The 15,443-nt window shown below is 49.9% G+C and carries 14 protein-coding genes and 5 pseudogenes; 9 read left to right on the forward strand and 10 right to left on the reverse strand.

The genetic code is table 11. From position 1 onward, the window contains the following. Positions 1–146 precede the first annotated feature (146 nt). Complete coding sequence (locus LY264_RS25240; RefSeq protein ID WP_002431133.1) at positions 147–476, forward strand: thioredoxin family protein; 330 nt, start codon at positions 147–149, stop codon at positions 474–476. Positions 477–505: 29 nt separating this feature from the next. Here LY264_RS25240 and LY264_RS25245 read toward each other — a convergent pair whose 3' ends face one another. The 4 genes from LY264_RS25245 to LY264_RS25260 form a co-directional block, all read right to left on the reverse strand. Next, a complete protein-coding gene (locus LY264_RS25245; RefSeq protein ID WP_000888080.1) occupies positions 506–844 on the reverse strand; it encodes a carboxymuconolactone decarboxylase family protein in 339 nt (112 codons plus the stop codon). 4 nt (positions 845–848) lie between these two features. Further along, on the reverse strand, positions 849–1,430 hold the full coding sequence (locus LY264_RS25250; protein WP_000210409.1) for a TetR/AcrR family transcriptional regulator: 582 nt from the start codon (positions 1,428–1,430) through the stop codon (positions 849–851). Positions 1,431–1,571: 141 nt separating this feature from the next. Next, positions 1,572–2,129, reverse strand: coding sequence for an OsmC family protein (locus tag LY264_RS25255; RefSeq protein ID WP_153754014.1), 558 nt, complete (start codon positions 2,127–2,129; stop codon positions 1,572–1,574). 185 nt (positions 2,130–2,314) lie between these two features. Then, positions 2,315–2,899: a recombinase family protein gene (locus LY264_RS25260; RefSeq protein ID WP_012695450.1), complete on the reverse strand. Its 585-nt coding sequence runs from the start codon at positions 2,897–2,899 to the stop codon at positions 2,315–2,317. A gap of 159 nt (positions 2,900–3,058) precedes the next feature. Between LY264_RS25260 and LY264_RS25265 the strand changes: the two are divergent. Continuing rightward, positions 3,059–3,943, forward strand: a pseudogene (locus tag LY264_RS25265) (DUF4158 domain-containing protein); the annotation flags it as partial. Between the two features lie 1,016 nt (positions 3,944–4,959). Beyond that, complete coding sequence (locus LY264_RS25270) at positions 4,960–5,280, forward strand: FlxA-like family protein (RefSeq protein ID WP_049040620.1); 321 nt, start codon at positions 4,960–4,962, stop codon at positions 5,278–5,280. 174 nt (positions 5,281–5,454) lie between these two features. On the opposite strand, the pseudogene LY264_RS25275 reads toward LY264_RS25270, so the two are convergent. Beyond that, positions 5,455–5,894 (reverse strand): annotated as a pseudogene (locus tag LY264_RS25275) (Tn3 family transposase); the annotation flags it as partial. Between the two features lie 239 nt (positions 5,895–6,133). Here LY264_RS25275 and LY264_RS25280 point away from each other — a divergent pair. Together LY264_RS25280 and LY264_RS25285 are read left to right on the forward strand one after the other, a co-directional pair. Further along, positions 6,134–7,156, forward strand: a complete 1,023-nt coding sequence (locus tag LY264_RS25280; RefSeq protein ID WP_000156887.1) for an IS110 family RNA-guided transposase — start codon at positions 6,134–6,136, stop codon at positions 7,154–7,156. 659 nt (positions 7,157–7,815) lie between these two features. Then, a pseudogene (locus LY264_RS25285) lies at positions 7,816–8,187 on the forward strand (TraX family protein); the annotation flags it as partial. 189 nt (positions 8,188–8,376) lie between these two features. On the opposite strand, the gene LY264_RS25290 reads toward LY264_RS25285, so the two are convergent. Continuing rightward, positions 8,377–9,933: a methyl-accepting chemotaxis protein gene (locus LY264_RS25290; RefSeq protein ID WP_249457695.1), complete on the reverse strand. Its 1,557-nt coding sequence runs from the start codon at positions 9,931–9,933 to the stop codon at positions 8,377–8,379. A gap of 24 nt (positions 9,934–9,957) precedes the next feature. On the opposite strand from LY264_RS25290, the gene LY264_RS25295 reads away from it, so the two are divergent. The 4 genes and pseudogenes from LY264_RS25295 to LY264_RS25310 all read left to right on the forward strand — a co-directional run bounded on the left by LY264_RS25295 (position 9,958) and on the right by LY264_RS25310 (position 12,468). After that, a complete protein-coding gene (locus LY264_RS25295) occupies positions 9,958–10,662 on the forward strand; it encodes an IS6-like element IS26 family transposase (protein ID WP_001067834.1) in 705 nt (234 codons plus the stop codon). Between the two features lie 54 nt (positions 10,663–10,716). Further along, positions 10,717–11,142: pseudogene (locus LY264_RS25300) on the forward strand (TetR/AcrR family transcriptional regulator); the annotation flags it as partial. 19 nt (positions 11,143–11,161) lie between these two features. Next, a complete protein-coding gene (locus LY264_RS25305; RefSeq protein ID WP_014839978.1) occupies positions 11,162–11,950 on the forward strand; it encodes a winged helix-turn-helix domain-containing protein in 789 nt (262 codons plus the stop codon). Next, entirely contained in the window at positions 11,950–12,468 is a 519-nt protein-coding gene (locus tag LY264_RS25310; RefSeq protein WP_014839979.1) for a FidL-like protein, read from the forward strand. The genes LY264_RS25305 and LY264_RS25310 overlap by 1 nt, the downstream gene beginning before the upstream one ends. Positions 12,469–12,472: 4 nt before the next feature. Here LY264_RS25310 and LY264_RS25315 read toward each other — a convergent pair whose 3' ends face one another. From LY264_RS25315 to LY264_RS25330, 4 genes and pseudogenes are all read right to left on the reverse strand, one after another. Next, entirely contained in the window at positions 12,473–12,889 is a 417-nt protein-coding gene (locus LY264_RS25315; protein WP_014839980.1) for a fosfomycin resistance glutathione transferase FosA3, read from the reverse strand. Positions 12,890–13,148: 259 nt separating this feature from the next. After that, positions 13,149–13,466, reverse strand: a pseudogene (locus LY264_RS25320) (IS5/IS1182 family transposase); the annotation flags it as partial. A gap of 34 nt (positions 13,467–13,500) precedes the next feature. Next, entirely contained in the window at positions 13,501–14,376 is an 876-nt protein-coding gene (locus LY264_RS25325) for an extended-spectrum class A beta-lactamase CTX-M-14 (RefSeq protein ID WP_001617865.1), read from the reverse strand. 302 nt (positions 14,377–14,678) lie between these two features. After that, complete coding sequence (locus LY264_RS25330) at positions 14,679–15,383, reverse strand: IS6-like element IS26 family transposase (protein ID WP_001067855.1); 705 nt, start codon at positions 15,381–15,383, stop codon at positions 14,679–14,681. Positions 15,384–15,443 lie beyond the last annotated feature (60 nt).

The raw sequence follows: 15,443 nt of genomic DNA on the forward strand, positions 1-15,443 counted from the left end.
ACTGGACGTCGCGCACTGGAGTTGCATAAACATCTGATGGGTGGCAATATACCAACCATCTAGTAGGTAGGTCAATGGCTGTGTCGTATTTTTTTGTCATAACGCAGCCATTTCTGAATTGTCACTCATTTTGCGAGGTCATCACCATGCGTACATTAACAGCTTATAACGAAGATAATTTCCGCCAGATAGAGCAGTACAAAGGAATATCGGTGGTACGTTTCTCTGCACCCTGGTGTCCGCCCTGTCAGGCCAGCGAAGAAATGTTCAGTCAGTTTGCAGACCGGCTCGATAGAGATATTCAGGTGGGGAAAGTCAATGTAGATCAGGCGCCGGTGCTGACAACCAAATACGAGATCTGGGGGCTGCCGTCTGTGCTGATATTTCATGAAGGGCAATTAGTTAAACGCATACCGGGTGTGAAACCTGCATCGGTATATGCTCAGGCTATTGCGGACATAAAAAAAGGGCAGTAATGCCCTTTTAACGTGGAATTTATTAATGCTTAACCGCGTGCCTGACCGACGGCATCCAGAGTGCGGGCTGAATAAATGACCGCCGCGCCAGCGTTGAGGTTAATCGCCACGCCCAGCGCTTCAGCAATTTCAGCGTCGGTTGCACCGGCTTTCACAGCTGCGTCGGCGTGAAAAGCAATACAGCCGTCGCAGCGGGTTGTGACTGCGCACGCCAGGGCAATGAGTTCACGCACTTTTGCGCCCAAAAGGTCAGTTTTGTTACCTGCGTTGCCCAGGGCAACCACGCCTTTCATGGTCTCGGGGGTCAGTTTGCCCAACTCGCCTAAACGTTGCATTAACTCTGAGCGATAGTTGTTCCAGTCCAGCATAGTGTCATTCTCCTGAATGAGGGGTATTAAGAAGCAGTTTTATATACTTAAGGCTGTTGGCGAAGACTTCGGGTCTGGCCGTTGCATGCGCCACTACGCTTGAGCCTTCACAGACATTAATGATCATCAAAGCAATATCTGATGGTTCGGCATGGGATGAAAACTCACCTGACTCCATGCCCGCCCTGACGACTTTTGTGAGCCACTCGATTTGCATATCGAAATAAAGTGATGTCTGTACAGTAATTGCCTGAGGCAGATTGGCGGTCTCTGCTGACAACGCACAACACAGTGGCAGTAGCGAAGCTTTATGGCTTTGCGCGAAGATATCGATGTAAGCCGCAATTCTTCTCTCCGCGCTTTTCTCAGTCGCCTCTATCTGCTCAAATACGCGTTGTGTATCAGAGAACGCCTGTATTACCACCTGCTCACCCAGAATATCTTTGGTCGGGAAATGGTGATGAATACTGGCCTTGGTGATACCCACTATTTTTGATAAATCAGCATAGCTGAATGCTGAATACCCTTTTTCGCGCATCAGGTGTTCTGCTTCGCTGAGCAGCCGTTCCCGTGTCATGGTTGTCATAATTACTCCATATAATCTACTAGTTGATAGATTATATTGTTGCTATTTTTCCGTAGCAAGTTGTATCACTGACTCAGTATCGTGCAGAGCTGAACGTCACTGCCATCCTGCATTCTGAATGGCAGCATTACATCTCTGACATCACGCCAGGCGTGTAATCATTTCAACCGGATTAGCCAGAGTATCGTGGATTGGCGAATTCTTTTGCATTTCGCTGACCAGCGCTTCTAACTCCTCGCGACTGGCGGTCTTGCTCGTAAGGTGAACATCGACGCGAATAGATTTCGCACCTTTACGCACGTTGCTGTCCAGCCCAAGGAAGCCGTTGAGGTTGATATCGAAATTAAGATCCAGCTCGATACCGTCCAGGTCGATCCCTTTTTCAGCAGCCATCATGGTAAGGGTGGCGGTATAACAGCCAGCCAGCGCCTGCATGATGTATTCAGTCGGGCTCATGCCGGTATCGGTGCCGAGTAAACCTGCGGGTTCATCACCGATATTAGAAAATTTCCCCACACGGCAGGTATCGATAACGCCGTTCTGGATTGTGGCGCCGGTCTCTGTGCGAACGGTTAATCCGCCGCTGGAACGGGCTTTCATCTGGAAAGTCAGGTTACCCAGGCCAGGCTGGCTGCGAACTGCTTCACGGGTATTGTGGATCGCAGCTGCGTCTGCAGAAGGTTTAACGGTAGTAGACATAATGGCTCCTGTAATTTCTTGATAAAAGGTATAGCTGGTGTAATCAGTACCAACCATCTAGTTGGTAGATTAATATCGCGAACCTCTTTTGTCTACTCTTTAATAAAAAATAGGGGGAAAAGAACCCAGCAGGCTGTTTTATTTCATAATAACCATTTGATTTTTTTTATAATCTTCCCAGCCGCTCACTCTTGCAGCAATCCAGCCTTTACCCGAAGGATAGTCTGGCGGGTGGTATTAAATTCCCGGGCAATAGCACTGATACTGATGCCAGCATTTAGGCGCTCTGTCACTGTTTGCTTTTGTTCCTCGCTCAGGATGGGGGGGCGACCGAAGCGTTTTCCAGCCGCTTTTGCCCTCGCAATACCTGAATACGTTCGCTCAAGCAGCAAATCCCGCTCAAACTCCGCTACAGCAGAAATTACCTGCATAGTCATTTTTCCGGCCGGACTGGTCAAGTCAACGCCTCCGAGTGCGAGACAATGAACGCGAATATCTAAAGCCGCCAGTTGCTCTACTGTTTTTCGGATATCCATCGCATTACGACCCAGACGGTCAAGTTTGGTGACAATCAGTACATCCCCATTTTCCATGCGATCTAGCAACCGGATAAATCCGGGGCGTTCGCTGGCAGCAACCGAGCCACTGATATGCTCCTCAATAAGTCGTTGGGATCTGATGGCAAAACCCGCCGCTTCAATTTCACGACGCTGGTTTTCTGTGGTCTGTTCCAGAGTTGAGACCCTGCAGTAGGCAAAAACACGTGACATGGGAAACTTTCCGTACGAAATGGATGTCCGAATTATAACGTGTGTCCGAAATTAATTTCACTAAGTTTCGGACATGTGCTGTAAGTGGTGTACGAAACCGACCGATTTCGGTCAGTGCAAAGTGATAACTTAAATGAACTATATGCAGGGGAGGCATTTATGCCACGGAGACAAATACTCAGTAGTGAAGAAAAAGAACGCTTGTTGGTTGTGCCGGATGATGACGTTCTTCTGACGCGCATGTGCTTTTTGAACGAACATGACCTCGCGCTTATTAATAAACATCGCAGGCCAGCTAACCGCCTGGGTTTTGCTGTTTTACTTTGTTATTTGCGAGGACCAGGATTTCCACCCGACAATAATGAGTCCCCTCACTACGGGGTTGTTTCCCGGCTTGCGGCTCATTTGAAACTTCAGCCTGATCTGTGGGCAGAGTATGCATCAAGAGAGGTCACCCGCTGGGAACATCTGGCTGAACTCTACCGCTACCTTGAATTATCTCCCTTCAGCCGGGCGCTGCAAAAAAACTGTATTCGCCACCTTTATCCCCACGCCATGCGGACAGACAGAGGTTTTTTACTTGCGGAAGAAATGCTCTCCTGGCTCCACAGTAATAAGATTATTTTCCCCTCTGTTGAGGTGATCGAACGAACCCTTGCTGAAGCAACAACGCTTGCTGACAGAGCGGTTTTTTCTGCGCTGACCGAGCAGCTTGAACCGGGGCAAAAAGCGGCACTGGACCGCCTGCTGGTATCTGAGGGTGAACAACCTTCACGACTGGCCTGGTTGCTTCAGCCTCCGGGAAAAATAAACGGCAAAAATGTCCTGCAACATATCGACAGGTTAAATGCGATAGAGTCGCTGGCACTGCCTGACGGTATTACGCTTTCCGTGCATCAGAACCGGCTCCTGAAACTCGCACGCGAAGGCAGGAAAATGAGTAGCCGGGACCTGGCAAAATTCACGGATGTTCGCCGTTATGCCTCGCTGGTTTGTATTATATCGGAAACCAGAGCCACCCTGACTGATGAAGTTATTGATCTGCAAGCCGTGTCGAGGGCGTCAACTCCTGGCTGGATGCCTTCATATCGGATTCCAAGCGGTGGTTTACCAAACCAGTATCATTCTCAAATGTGCTTGCATTTTCCTATCGTAGCAATCCGAAAGATTTAGATGATATCAAGTCCAGTCTGTAACGTCAGTGATATAAAAGGATATGATTGTCTGATGTCTGTCACTGACCATTTTACGGATAGAAACAGAGTAAAAATTCATATAGACAATTACTTAACAAAAATGAGGCAAATTAACCCCCTTATTTGTCGTTTTGTTCATGATAATAGACGCTATCCTACTGGAACCCTGACGTACACAGAACCAGGACACAAATATTCGACCATTCTTCCCCCGTGAGGAATGGTCTTCTTTTTCATCAATTACCCAGCAATTTCCCCGATAACTCTTGTATTTCCCTGCCCAGTATAGCGTAGTATTTAGTCCCAAAGAATAACGATTAGCAGCACCCGAAACACTTATGTTACATTGCGTAATGATAACGCAACATAGCTATCTAAACCTTAAACTGGTATGATATTTGCGAACTGGTGAATATATAACATCAGACAGTGTATTGAAGCGGTCCAGGGGATGTCACCGGGCCGTTTTTTTTATTTGAAGGTATTATTAACTGAAATACTGATAATGATATATTCAGAGATTTGAAGTTGTCCCTTAAAAGTACTGTAAGAAATTGATCTTTTAATACTTAATCTAAATAGGTTAGGTATGACCGTGCCCAGGGAACAGCCGTGAGGATGGATTATCGTAACTACAAATTGTGTAAACACAAAAAGAGTATGTACTTTCCGGCCTTCAGCCAAAAGATATTCACTCACCACGCTGTCCAGCGCGTTCAAAATCATGTCTGGTAATACGTTAAACTGAACCGCAACAAGCCAGTCTATATAACAGCCTGAAAAAAATGAAAAAATAAATCATAAGAATTCTAAAGTATATCTGCGTATATGCCGATACACCTATATATTTACCATGGAGGTTCTATGTCTATATCAATACAAACTAATACAAGTATAAAAAGTTCTAACAGTTCAGCTAATAGTGAATCATCTCAGATATCACAAATTTTAAAGAAGATACAGTCACTTACAGAAAAACTTGGTAAGGTGTCGTCAGAAGATGGTATGACAACAGATCAGAAGAAAGAGATGGTGGCTATCATACAAAAGCAAATTCAAAGTTTGTCTGCTCAATTACAACAGTTACTAAAACAGCAGGCTGAGAAGCAGGACAAGGAAACGCAGACTCAGTCAGGTAAAAGGGAAGATAAGAACCTCGAAAATACTATTGATGTTTATGTATGAATAGGTATTCCGGTGTGGACAACCCTCACAACCGTTGAATAATTTTGGCCTCGTGACGAGGCCTATTCAAAGGTCTCCGGACAGACGTCACCGAGATGACCGTGGCGCCGGACCCTTTAAATCATTCAATTAATAACCTTACTTGTAGAGGTTCTCTCACTTAACATGTTCCTAGCCTAGCGGGGACAAATGCGATAGCAGTTGCTCGTTGATCTTCATCCCTTTACGCTTCAGGGCATCGACCGCTCTTTCCATATAGACGGTATTCCACAACGAGATAGCTGCCGTCAGCAGCGTCAGTCCGCTGGCGCGGTAGCTCTGATTTTCCGGTTTACGATCCTTGATTTCACCCAGACGGAGAAGGAATACCGCGCGCCAGCGCGTTACGGGCTTCTCCTTTATTCAGTCCCGCCTGGACCCGCCGACGAAGTGCCGGATCGCGGAACCTGTCGAGCATATACAGCGTTCGTTCAATACGGCCAATTTTCCTCAGTGCTTTGGCAAGTCCGTTTTGCTTGGGGTAGCTGGCTCGTCACGGTTCCCTGCTTTATCGAGGTTGCCAGGCGCAGCACTTCACGCCAGTGAATTTCGATCTCTTTCAGATGGAACTGGTCACCCTGACCTGCTCTCCATTGATTATCAGAGGCCAATGTTAGTCCCGCATCAGGGTAATCATGACAAATTCTCACTTCCGCTCTTCGCTCACAGCTGCCTGTCTACGTGGTCAATCTCCCTTACCGCAGCCTGGTAGTACAAAAAACGACCTTAACGAATGGAAGGGACTTCCCCTGATTATGCTCCTGATTAACTCTTGTGCAATCATGGGGTACACATCGTCCCGGAGGAATTCGTTATGACTATCACGACTGTCGGTATCGATCTTGCTAAAAATGTGTTTGCTGTTCACGGTGTTGATCAAAATGGTAGAACTGTTCTGGTTAAGCCTAAAGTATCGCGTGCTGCACTTCCTGAGTTAATTGCAAGTTTGCCTCCCTGTGTTATCGGGATGGAAGCATGCTCCGGGGCTCACTACTGGGCAAGATTGTTTCGGCAGTATGGTCATGAGCCACGTCTGATGGCTGCTAAGTTTGTATCGCCTTATCGTATGGCCGGAAAATCAGGAAAAAATGATGCAGCTGATGCTCAGGCTATCTGTGAAGCTGTTCGTCGTCCGCATATGCGGTTCGTACCAGTGAAAGACGAAAGCCAGCAGGCCATGCAGTGTTTACATCGTACCCGTCAGGGTTTTATCGAAGAGAAAACAGCAACGTATAATCGTCTGCGAGGATTGATATCTGAATTCGGTGTCATCGCGCCACAAAGTGCTGATGCCCTGCGCCACATGGTTTCTGTGCAGAAGAGCTCTTTACCGCTTCAGGTTCAGCAATGTGTTGATGATTTGATGGAACACGTTGATCGCATTGAAGCTAACATCACTGAATATGACCGAATTTTGTCCCACATAGCCAAAACAGATCATCGCAGTCAGCGGCTGATGGAGCTAAAGGGCGTTGGTCCCACAACGGCCTGTGCACTGGTCGCCAGTATCGGTAATGCACATGATTTTAAAAATGGACGTCAACTGGCAGCCTGGCTGGGGCTGACGCCATCACAATACAGCAGCGGGGGAAAGTCGAAACTCGGCAGGATCACAAAAGCCGGTGATTCGTATCTGCGAACGCTTCTGGTTCAGGGGGCTCGTTCAGTGCTTATTGGCGCCGGGAAAAGGACTGACTCATTCAGCCGTTGGGTTTGTATGTTGGTTGAGCGCAGAGGGTACTGGCGGGCTGTTGTGGCCATCGCCGCCAAAAATGCGCGGCTGTGTTGGGCATCACTACATTACGGTGATGATTTCCGGCTGTACTCAGTCAACTAAAGCTCGAAGCTGTATAACCATCTGACCTGCAATTCGTTGATGATAAAGGGTTAGACCCCGTGAGGCCTATCTGGCTATTGTACAGGATATACGTATCCGCTTAACGAACAAGAACCTCGCGCGCGTCTTTCATCAGGGCCCGAATCGATGACGATTCATCATGGCCGTTTATAGTACCGCAGTCTCTCCCCTTTATTTTTACTGAAGAGCAGACAGAAACCATAAATACCGGCTTTGACATGCCGGGGAAGTCCTTATAGTACAATAATTTTCGATATCCAAACTGACTCCAAGAAGAATATACCCTCAGTAACGGTGGCGGGGATTTGCCATGGACATAATATTGATACGACAACTGACCATTGATATTCATGGTAACATACTGAATAAATTGAATTTACTCTAAATTTATTCCTTCCTGTGCCGATAATTAAAGGGTCAGGAGGGAAGGGTTATGAACGATTTTCATATTTTAAGTCTTTGTGTTCAGAATAAGGATGTGGTAGGCGCCATGCGTGTGCTGCGGGATAAATCAGAGTTTGCGGCACGCATAATTCTGGAAAAATTAAAGGTTCGCGTGACGTCACAGACAGGCAGGGCTTTCTGGCATCATGTTCAGGACTGGCTGCTGATGGCGTGCCGTCAGGAGAATACACCGAATGAGTCACACGGTTCCCAGCCTTCTTCGACCCCTTCAGACACCAGGGCAGATCAGTCCTGCTGCCCTGGATATGGTCAAAGTGCTGGCACTGATCGCCATGCTGGCCGACCACATCAACACCCTGTTCCTGACGCCCGGCAACCAGCTTTTGTATGCGGCTGGCCGGATGGCCTTCCCCCTGTTCACGCTTATCTGGGCGATGAACGTGCAGCGCACACCGGAACGGCTCCAGGTGAGGGCAAACCGTCTGTGGAGATGGGCCGTCATAACCCAGCCTGTATTCAGCCTGGCTTTTGCGCATCACCATCCGTGGTGGGCACTGAACATTCTTTTCGTGTTCGCAGGTGTCACGCAACTGCTTGCCCTACAGGGGGGAACCGCAGAATTCGGAAAAAATCGTACGCTAAGCTAACGGTGTTCTCGTGACAGCTCTTTGACTAGGCTTTCTAAGGCCATTCTGATAGCCCTGACTTCCTGAAAAGCCATGGCTAAAATTTGTGCGGCTAAAAGGGATAACCGATGGTAAAGTAAGTTATCCCTGTCGAGATACTGAAAAGCGTTATCCTCGTTTTTCCCAAAACTGTTTTGCCAGTTCGCTCAGAGCGCTAGTTAACTGAGCGACAGATTTCGCACTTTGCAAATTATTCTGCCCGGTCTGTACATTGGTATCAGCAGCATCGCGTATATTGATAATACTGCGGTTTATGTCTTCACTTACTGCTCCCTGCTGCTCGACCGCAGTCGCTATTTGCGCGTTCATGTCGGTAATTTCGTTAACGCGTTGGCCAATTCCATCAAGAGCTGTAGCTGCTTCCTCTGCGTGAGCTACACTCGTGTGCGCTTGCCGACTACTTTGCTCCATGACTGTAACAGCGGATTGCGCTCGCTCTTGTAGAGCGCTGATCATGCTTTGAATATCCGTTGTCGATTGCTGTGTGCGAGCAGCAAGACTGCGAACCTCATCGGCGACAACAGCAAAACCACGCCCCTGCTCACCAGCACGCGCGGCCTCAATTGCTGCGTTGAGTGCCAACAAATTCGTTTGCTCGGCGATCCCTCGTATAACGTTAAGAACTTTTGATATCTCGTTACTTTGACCTTCAAGCTCATGAATAACCTGAGTGGCTTGCCTAATTTCACCTTCAAGGGCAGTGATTGACTGGCTTGTGTGGGCTACCAGACGCTGGCCAGATGCCGTCTCAGTGTCTGCTCTTCCGGCCGCATCTGCAGCATGCTGTGCATTGCTCGCAACCTCTTGAATGCTTGCCACCATTTGGTTTACTGCCGTTGCTATTTGATCTGTCTCTGCCTGCTGCTCAACTGTAAGTACATTGCTTGACTCAATATCCTTTAGTAGGCCTCGGGTGTGTTCGCTAAGCCGATTTGATGCATCACCTATGCGACCTACTATGGCGCCTGTTTCAGCTTGCATCATTCGTAAAGCAAACTCTATTTGGCCAAACTCATCGGTGCGCCCAGTGTAGAGGGATTGACTTAATGGGTTATTGGAAATATTCCTGGCTCTTTCAACCAGTCTTCCAAGAGGAGAGAGAATAGCCAAAACACTAACAGAGCTTAAGCTTCCTGACATTAAAGTGGCTAACAATAAGCTGCTTATTGATGTATCAGTAAGCATGCCGGCAGCCATTGCGCTTGATATAATACTACCCCATATGAGCAAGAGTATTTTCACGGAAAAGCTAGCAGCCAATTTCGGCCTCGCGGCCTTCCCGCTTCTCAATTGAGCATATAATTTTTCCGCAGCCAAAACCTGCTCAGGTTCAGGCTTGGTCCTTACAGACTGGTATTCAACAATCGAACCATTCTTAGCTATTGGCGTTACATAAGCACTTACCCAATAGTGGTCGCCATTTTTACAGCGATTTTTTACTAGCCCCATCCATGAGCGGCCAGATTTTAATGTACTCCACATATGCTCAAATGCAGCAGGCGGCATATCTGGGTGTCTTACGATGTTGTGAGGCTGGCCTAATAGTTCTTCCTCAGTGAAACCACTGATTTTAATGAAGTCAGGATTAACGTACGTGATATGGCTTTGAGGGGAGGTAGTCGAAAGGGCACTGTTGCAAATAGTCGGTGGTGATAAACTTATCATCCCCTTTTGCTGATGGAGCTGCACATGAACCCATTCAAAGGCCGGCATTTTCAGCGTGACATCATTCTGTGGGCCGTACGCTGGTACTGCAAATACGGCATCAGTTACCGTGAGCTGCAGGAGATGCTGGCTGAACGCGGAGTGAATGTCGATCACTCCACGATTTACCGCTGGGTTCAGCGTTATGCGCCTGAAATGGAAAAACGGCTGCGCTGGTACTGGCGTAACCCTTCCGATCTTTGCCCGTGGCACATGGATGAAACCTACGTGAAGGTCAATGGCCGCTGGGCGTATCTGTACCGGGCCGTCGACAGCCGGGGCCGCACTGTCGATTTTTATATCTCCTCCCGTCGTAACAGCAAAGCTGCATACCGGTTTCTGGGTAAAATCCTCAACAACGTGAAGAAGTGGCAGATCCCGCGATTCATCAACACGGATAAAGCGCCCGCCTATGGTCGCGCGCTTGCTCTGCTCAAACGCGAAGGCCGGTGCCCGTCTGACGTTGAACACCGACAGATTAAGTACCGGAACAACGTGATTGAATGCGATCATGGCAAACTGAAACGGATAATCGGCGCCACGCTGGGATTTAAATCCATGAAGACGGCTTACGCCACCATCAAAGGTATTGAGGTGATGCGTGCACTACGCAAAGGCCAGGCCTCAGCATTTTATTATGGTGATCCCCTGGGCGAAATGCGCCTGGTAAGCAGAGTTTTTGAAATGTAAGGCCTTTGAATAAGACAAAAGGCTGCCTCATCGCTAACTTTGCAACAGTGCCGTAAAGGCGGCCTTATCCACCATTTCCCGAACAAGCAGGCGCTAATATTCGCCCTGTTCGCGCGTCTGCTGGCAATCATGGAAGAAGCGATTACCGCGCTGATGCAACAGGATGGCGTGAGCTATGGCCGGTTTACCCGCGCCTATCTGAACTATCTGGCGGATCTCACGGACACCCATGAAAGCCGCCAGCTTATGGTTTTGTCGCTGGCAATGCCCGATGAACCGGTGCTGCGCAAATGCTGGCGCGACTGGATGCTGGAGAAACTGGCGCAGGGCGATGAGCTGGATAACAGCCCAACCGGCACGCTGGTGCGCTACGCCGCTGACGGCATCTGGCTTTCGGAGTTGACGGAAGGGATCACCATGAGCGCCGACCACCGTCGCGCGCTGGTTGACTCCCTGAATAAAATGACGCTTCCCGCGTGAAGCACAGACTGAGGCCGCGATGCGCTACAACATCAATGCCCGTTTTATCTACGACGCCACCGACGGAACCCTGACGCTGCCGCAAAGCGATGAACCGGACAGCCAGCTATCCCTCACCGCCAGCGCCCTGTTTAACTATTTTCTGCGCCATACCGAGATTGTCAGCCGGGAAGATGTTCTGAAAAAAGTCTGGGATGACAATGGATTAACCTCATCCAACAGCAATCTGAATCAGTATCTCAGCATGCTGCGGAAGACCTTTCGCCATTACGGCGTCGATAACATCATCGTCACCGTCTCGCGCGGCTATTTGCAGCTTAATCCCGAGGTCATTATCGAAGCGCTGGACGACGCGCCGCCGGTTTCACCACAACAGACGCCTGCCGAACCGCCGCCCGTTACGACAACGCCAGACGCACCGCGCTCCGCACATGCTCGCGGGATGTGCTGGTACATGGCCGGAGCCTGCTTGCTCACCATTGCCCTGCTTCTGGTTGCCTTCAGTCTGGTCGGCATCAGTGAATCCCAGCCTATCGCGCTGACCCGCCTCAGCCATAGCCAGTGCGAACTGCTGGCCAGCGATGAAATGCGACGTTCGGTCAGTGAAGAGTCCTACGGCAAAAACTTCGATGAGGTACGCCAGCGGCTGAATATTGCCTGTAAACCCGGTGAACGTTTTCTTTTCTTCTACGGCGATCGGCTCGAAACCAACGGGCTGGGGCGCGTGTTCCTTGCCCACTGCGCCATGCATGAAGATAACCCGTTCAGCTATTGCGATAACTACTTTTACTACTCCTGGAAGCCGTAATGAGACTCGCGCCGCGTCCGTTCTTTGCCCTCTGCGTTCTGGTATTTATTGCCGCCGCCGCGTTTAGCGCCTGGCGGCTGCTGCCTGCCGACAACGCGGGTGTCATGAGCTGTTCCACTAAGGGCATCATGCGCTTTGAGAACATGGACAAAGAGAACGTTAACGGCAATATTCACTTCAATTTTGGCGCGCAGGGTAAAGGCTCGATGGTGGTCGAAGGTTACACCGACTCCGCCGCCGGCTGGCTCTACCTGCAACGCTACGTGAAGTTTACCTACAGCAGCAAACGCATCTCGGCCACCGAGCGTCATTACCGCATCAATCAGTGGGAATCGAGCGCCTCCTCGATTGATGAATCGCCGAACGTGATTTTCGACTACTTTATGCGCGAGATGTCCGACAGCCACGACGGGCTGTTTCTCAACGCTCAGAAGCTCAACGAAAAGGCTATCTTGCTCAGCTCTATCAATTCACCGCTGTGGATCTGCACGTTGAAATCCGGCAGTAAGCTGAACTAACCCGTCAATCAAAAAAGACCATCCCCTTGTAGGGGCGTTCGCGACAGGCGGCCAGCCGCTGCGCCAGATTCCCCACATGCAGCTCCAGCTTATGGCCGTCAGGGTCGAGAAAATAGTAAGACGCCCCTTCACTGCGGTTATCTTTCCATACCTCAGCCCCCGCCTGCGCCAGCAGAGCCACCACCCCGGCAAACTCTTCTTCCGCCACGCTGAAGGCGTAGTGGGTATAGTCGCTTTCCTGAGGGGGCGTTTTACGCCGCTGCTCATCCAGCGACAAGCACAGCCACAGCGCCCCACAGGAGAGATAGGCTCCGCTATCCCAGCTGGCGTGCAGGCGCATTCCAGGTAACTGCTGATAAAATGCCAGGCTTGACGCCAGATCGCTGACCGCCAGCGTCAGATGATTCAATCCCTGCAGCATGACTTTTCCTCCCGTTATCAAACCCTGTTGTAAACTGTGATCGGCGACGCATCCCCTCCCGGCCTCACCTCATCACCGGCTAAAAAGCGCATTTTTTGCGTTTAGCCTGCCATCGGAAACCTGCGCCTCGCCACACTAATCCCCGCTCTATGTTACCCCTTTTTTGAAATCATTTAGCAATCCAATAACATTTCATCCCCCCGGAAAAAGCGGGCTAAAAATCGCCTTATTGAAGACCAAATCAGCACCGACATTACACCGGGCAGCGTAGCGGAACGTTCATCAGAGAAAAAATGGAATCAATAAAGCCCTGCGCAGCGCGCAGGGTCAGCCTGAATACGCGTTTAATGACCAGCACAGTCGTGATGGCAAGGTCAGAATAGCGCTGAGGTCTGCCTCGTGAAGAAGGTGTTGCTGACTCATACCAGGCCTGAATAGCTTCATCATCCAGCCAGAAAGTTATGGAGCCACGGTTGATGAGGGCTTTATTGTAGGTGGGCCAGTTGGTGATTTTGAACTTTTGCTTTGCCACGGAACGGTCTGCGTTGTCGGGAAGATACGTGATCTGATCCTTCAACTCAGCAAAAGTTCGATTTATTCAACAAAACCAGTTACAGCCCTTCGGCGATGATTCTCGCCGCTGAAGCCAGCACATCGCGGCGGCTCTCTGCGTTCTGTTGCGGCTGGGTAAAATAGGTCACCAGAACCAGCGGCGCACGACCCTGCGGCCAGATCACCGCAATATCATTGGTGGTGCCGTAGTCGCCGCTGCCGGTCTTATCACCCACAGTCCACGACGTCGGTAAGCCGGCCCGAATGCTGGCTGCGCCGGTCGTATTGCCTTTGAGCCACGTCACCAACTGCGCCCGCTGGGTTTCGCCCAGCGCATGACCCAGCGTAAGCTGACGCAACGTCTGCGCCATCGCCCGCGGCGTGGTGGTGTCTCTCGGGTCGCCGGGAATGGCGGTATTCAGCGTAGGTTCAGTGCGATCCAGACGAAACGTCTCATCGCCGATCGCGCGGGCAAAAGCCGTCACGCCTCCCGGGCCACCGAGCTGGGCAATCAATTTGTTCATGGCGGTATTGTCGCTGTACTGCAACGCGGCCGCGCTCAGTTCTGCCAGCGTCATTGTGCCGTTGACGTGTTTTTCGGCAATCGGATTGTAGTTAACCAGATCGGCAGGCTTGATCTCGACAGGCTGATTAAGCAGCTGCTTTTGCGTTTCACTCTGCTTAAGCACCGCCGCGGCCGCCATAACTTTACTGGTACTGCACATTGGAAAGCGTTCATCACCGCGATAAAGCACCTGCGTATTATCTGCGGTATCGATGAGCGCGACGCCCAGCCGCCCTCCGCTGCTTTTCTCCAGCGCCGCCAGCTTTTGCTGCACCGCACTCGTCTGCGCATAAAGCGGCGCGCTGCCCAGCAGCAGCGGAATGCACGCCGCCGCCGCGAACATCATCCGTTGCACTCTCTTTGTCACCATCTCAAACTCCCAATACGGTCAATCCGTGTTACATCAGTATTCCCTAAATTCCACGTGTGTTTTTTATTAGCTTCAAAAATCACTATTTCACGAAGAATTTAGACTGCTTCTCACACATTGTAACATTATTTACAACCACCTTTCAATCATTTTTGATAAATCATTGATTTCATCTTTGCTGCAATGATACTTAATAAACTCTGCAAGTTATCCACAGAGCAACACTCAATTTTATTGATGATATTCTTATGGCACTGTTGCAAAGTTAGCGATGAGGCAGCCTTTTGTCTTATTCAAAGGCCTTACATTTCAAAAACTCTGCTTACCAGGCGCATTTCGCCCAGGGGATCACCATAATAAAATGCTGAGGCCTGGCCTTTGCGTAGTGCACGCATCACCTCAATACCTTTGATGGTGGCGTAAGCCGTCTTCATGGATTTAAATCCCAGCGTGGCGCCGATTATCCGTTTCAGTTTGCCATGATCGCATTCAATCACGTTGTTCCGGTACTTAATCTGTCGGTGTTCAACGTCAGACGGGCACCGGCCTTCGCGTTTGAGCAGAGCAAGCGCGCGACCATAGGCGGGCGCTTTATCCGTGTTGATGAATCGCGGGATCTGCCACTTCTTCACGTTGTTGAGGATTTTACCCAGAAACCGGTATGCAGCTTTGCTGTTACGACGGGAGGAGAGATAAAAATCGACAGTGCGGCCCCGGCTGTCGACGGCCCGGTACAGATACGCCCAGCGGCCATTGACCTTCACGTAGGTTTCATCCATGTGCCACGGGCAAAGATCGGAAGGGTTACGCCAGTACCAGCGCAGCCGTTTTTCCATTTCAGGCGCATAACGCTGAACCCAGCGGTAAATCGTGGAGTGATCGACATTCACTCCGCGTTCAGCCAGCATCTCCTGCAGCTCACGGTAACTGATGCCGTATTTGCAGTACCAGCGTACGGCCCACAGAATGATGTCACGCTGAAAATGCCGGCCTTTGAATGGGTTCATGTGCAGCTCCATCAGCAAAAGGGGATGATAAGTTTATCACCACCGACTATTTGCAACAGT

This window comes from Citrobacter portucalensis (genome assembly GCF_023374935.1).
Lineage (GTDB): Bacteria > Pseudomonadota > Gammaproteobacteria > Enterobacterales > Enterobacteriaceae > Citrobacter > Citrobacter portucalensis.

Coding starts and splice junctions, on each gene's coding strand:
- LY264_RS25240 (WP_002431133.1), top strand. CDS start 147: ATGCGTACATTAACAGCTTATAACGAAGATAATTTCCGCCAGATAGAG.
- LY264_RS25245 (WP_000888080.1), bottom strand. CDS start 844: ATGCTGGACTGGAACAACTATCGCTCAGAGTTAATGCAACGTTTAGGC.
- LY264_RS25250 (WP_000210409.1), bottom strand. CDS start 1,430: ATGACAACCATGACACGGGAACGGCTGCTCAGCGAAGCAGAACACCTG.
- LY264_RS25255 (WP_153754014.1), bottom strand. CDS start 2,129: ATGTCTACTACCGTTAAACCTTCTGCAGACGCAGCTGCGATCCACAAT.
- LY264_RS25260 (WP_012695450.1), bottom strand. CDS start 2,899: ATGTCACGTGTTTTTGCCTACTGCAGGGTCTCAACTCTGGAACAGACC.
- LY264_RS25270 (WP_049040620.1), top strand. CDS start 4,960: ATGTCTATATCAATACAAACTAATACAAGTATAAAAAGTTCTAACAGT.
- LY264_RS25280 (WP_000156887.1), top strand. CDS start 6,134: ATGACTATCACGACTGTCGGTATCGATCTTGCTAAAAATGTGTTTGCT.
- LY264_RS25290 (WP_249457695.1), bottom strand. CDS start 9,933: ATGATAAGTTTATCACCACCGACTATTTGCAACAGTGCCCTTTCGACT.
- LY264_RS25295 (WP_001067834.1), top strand. CDS start 9,958: ATGAACCCATTCAAAGGCCGGCATTTTCAGCGTGACATCATTCTGTGG.
- LY264_RS25305 (WP_014839978.1), top strand. CDS start 11,162: ATGCGCTACAACATCAATGCCCGTTTTATCTACGACGCCACCGACGGA.
- LY264_RS25310 (WP_014839979.1), top strand. CDS start 11,950: ATGAGACTCGCGCCGCGTCCGTTCTTTGCCCTCTGCGTTCTGGTATTT.
- LY264_RS25315 (WP_014839980.1), bottom strand. CDS start 12,889: ATGCTGCAGGGATTGAATCATCTGACGCTGGCGGTCAGCGATCTGGCG.
- LY264_RS25325 (WP_001617865.1), bottom strand. CDS start 14,376: ATGGTGACAAAGAGAGTGCAACGGATGATGTTCGCGGCGGCGGCGTGC.
- LY264_RS25330 (WP_001067855.1), bottom strand. CDS start 15,383: ATGAACCCATTCAAAGGCCGGCATTTTCAGCGTGACATCATTCTGTGG.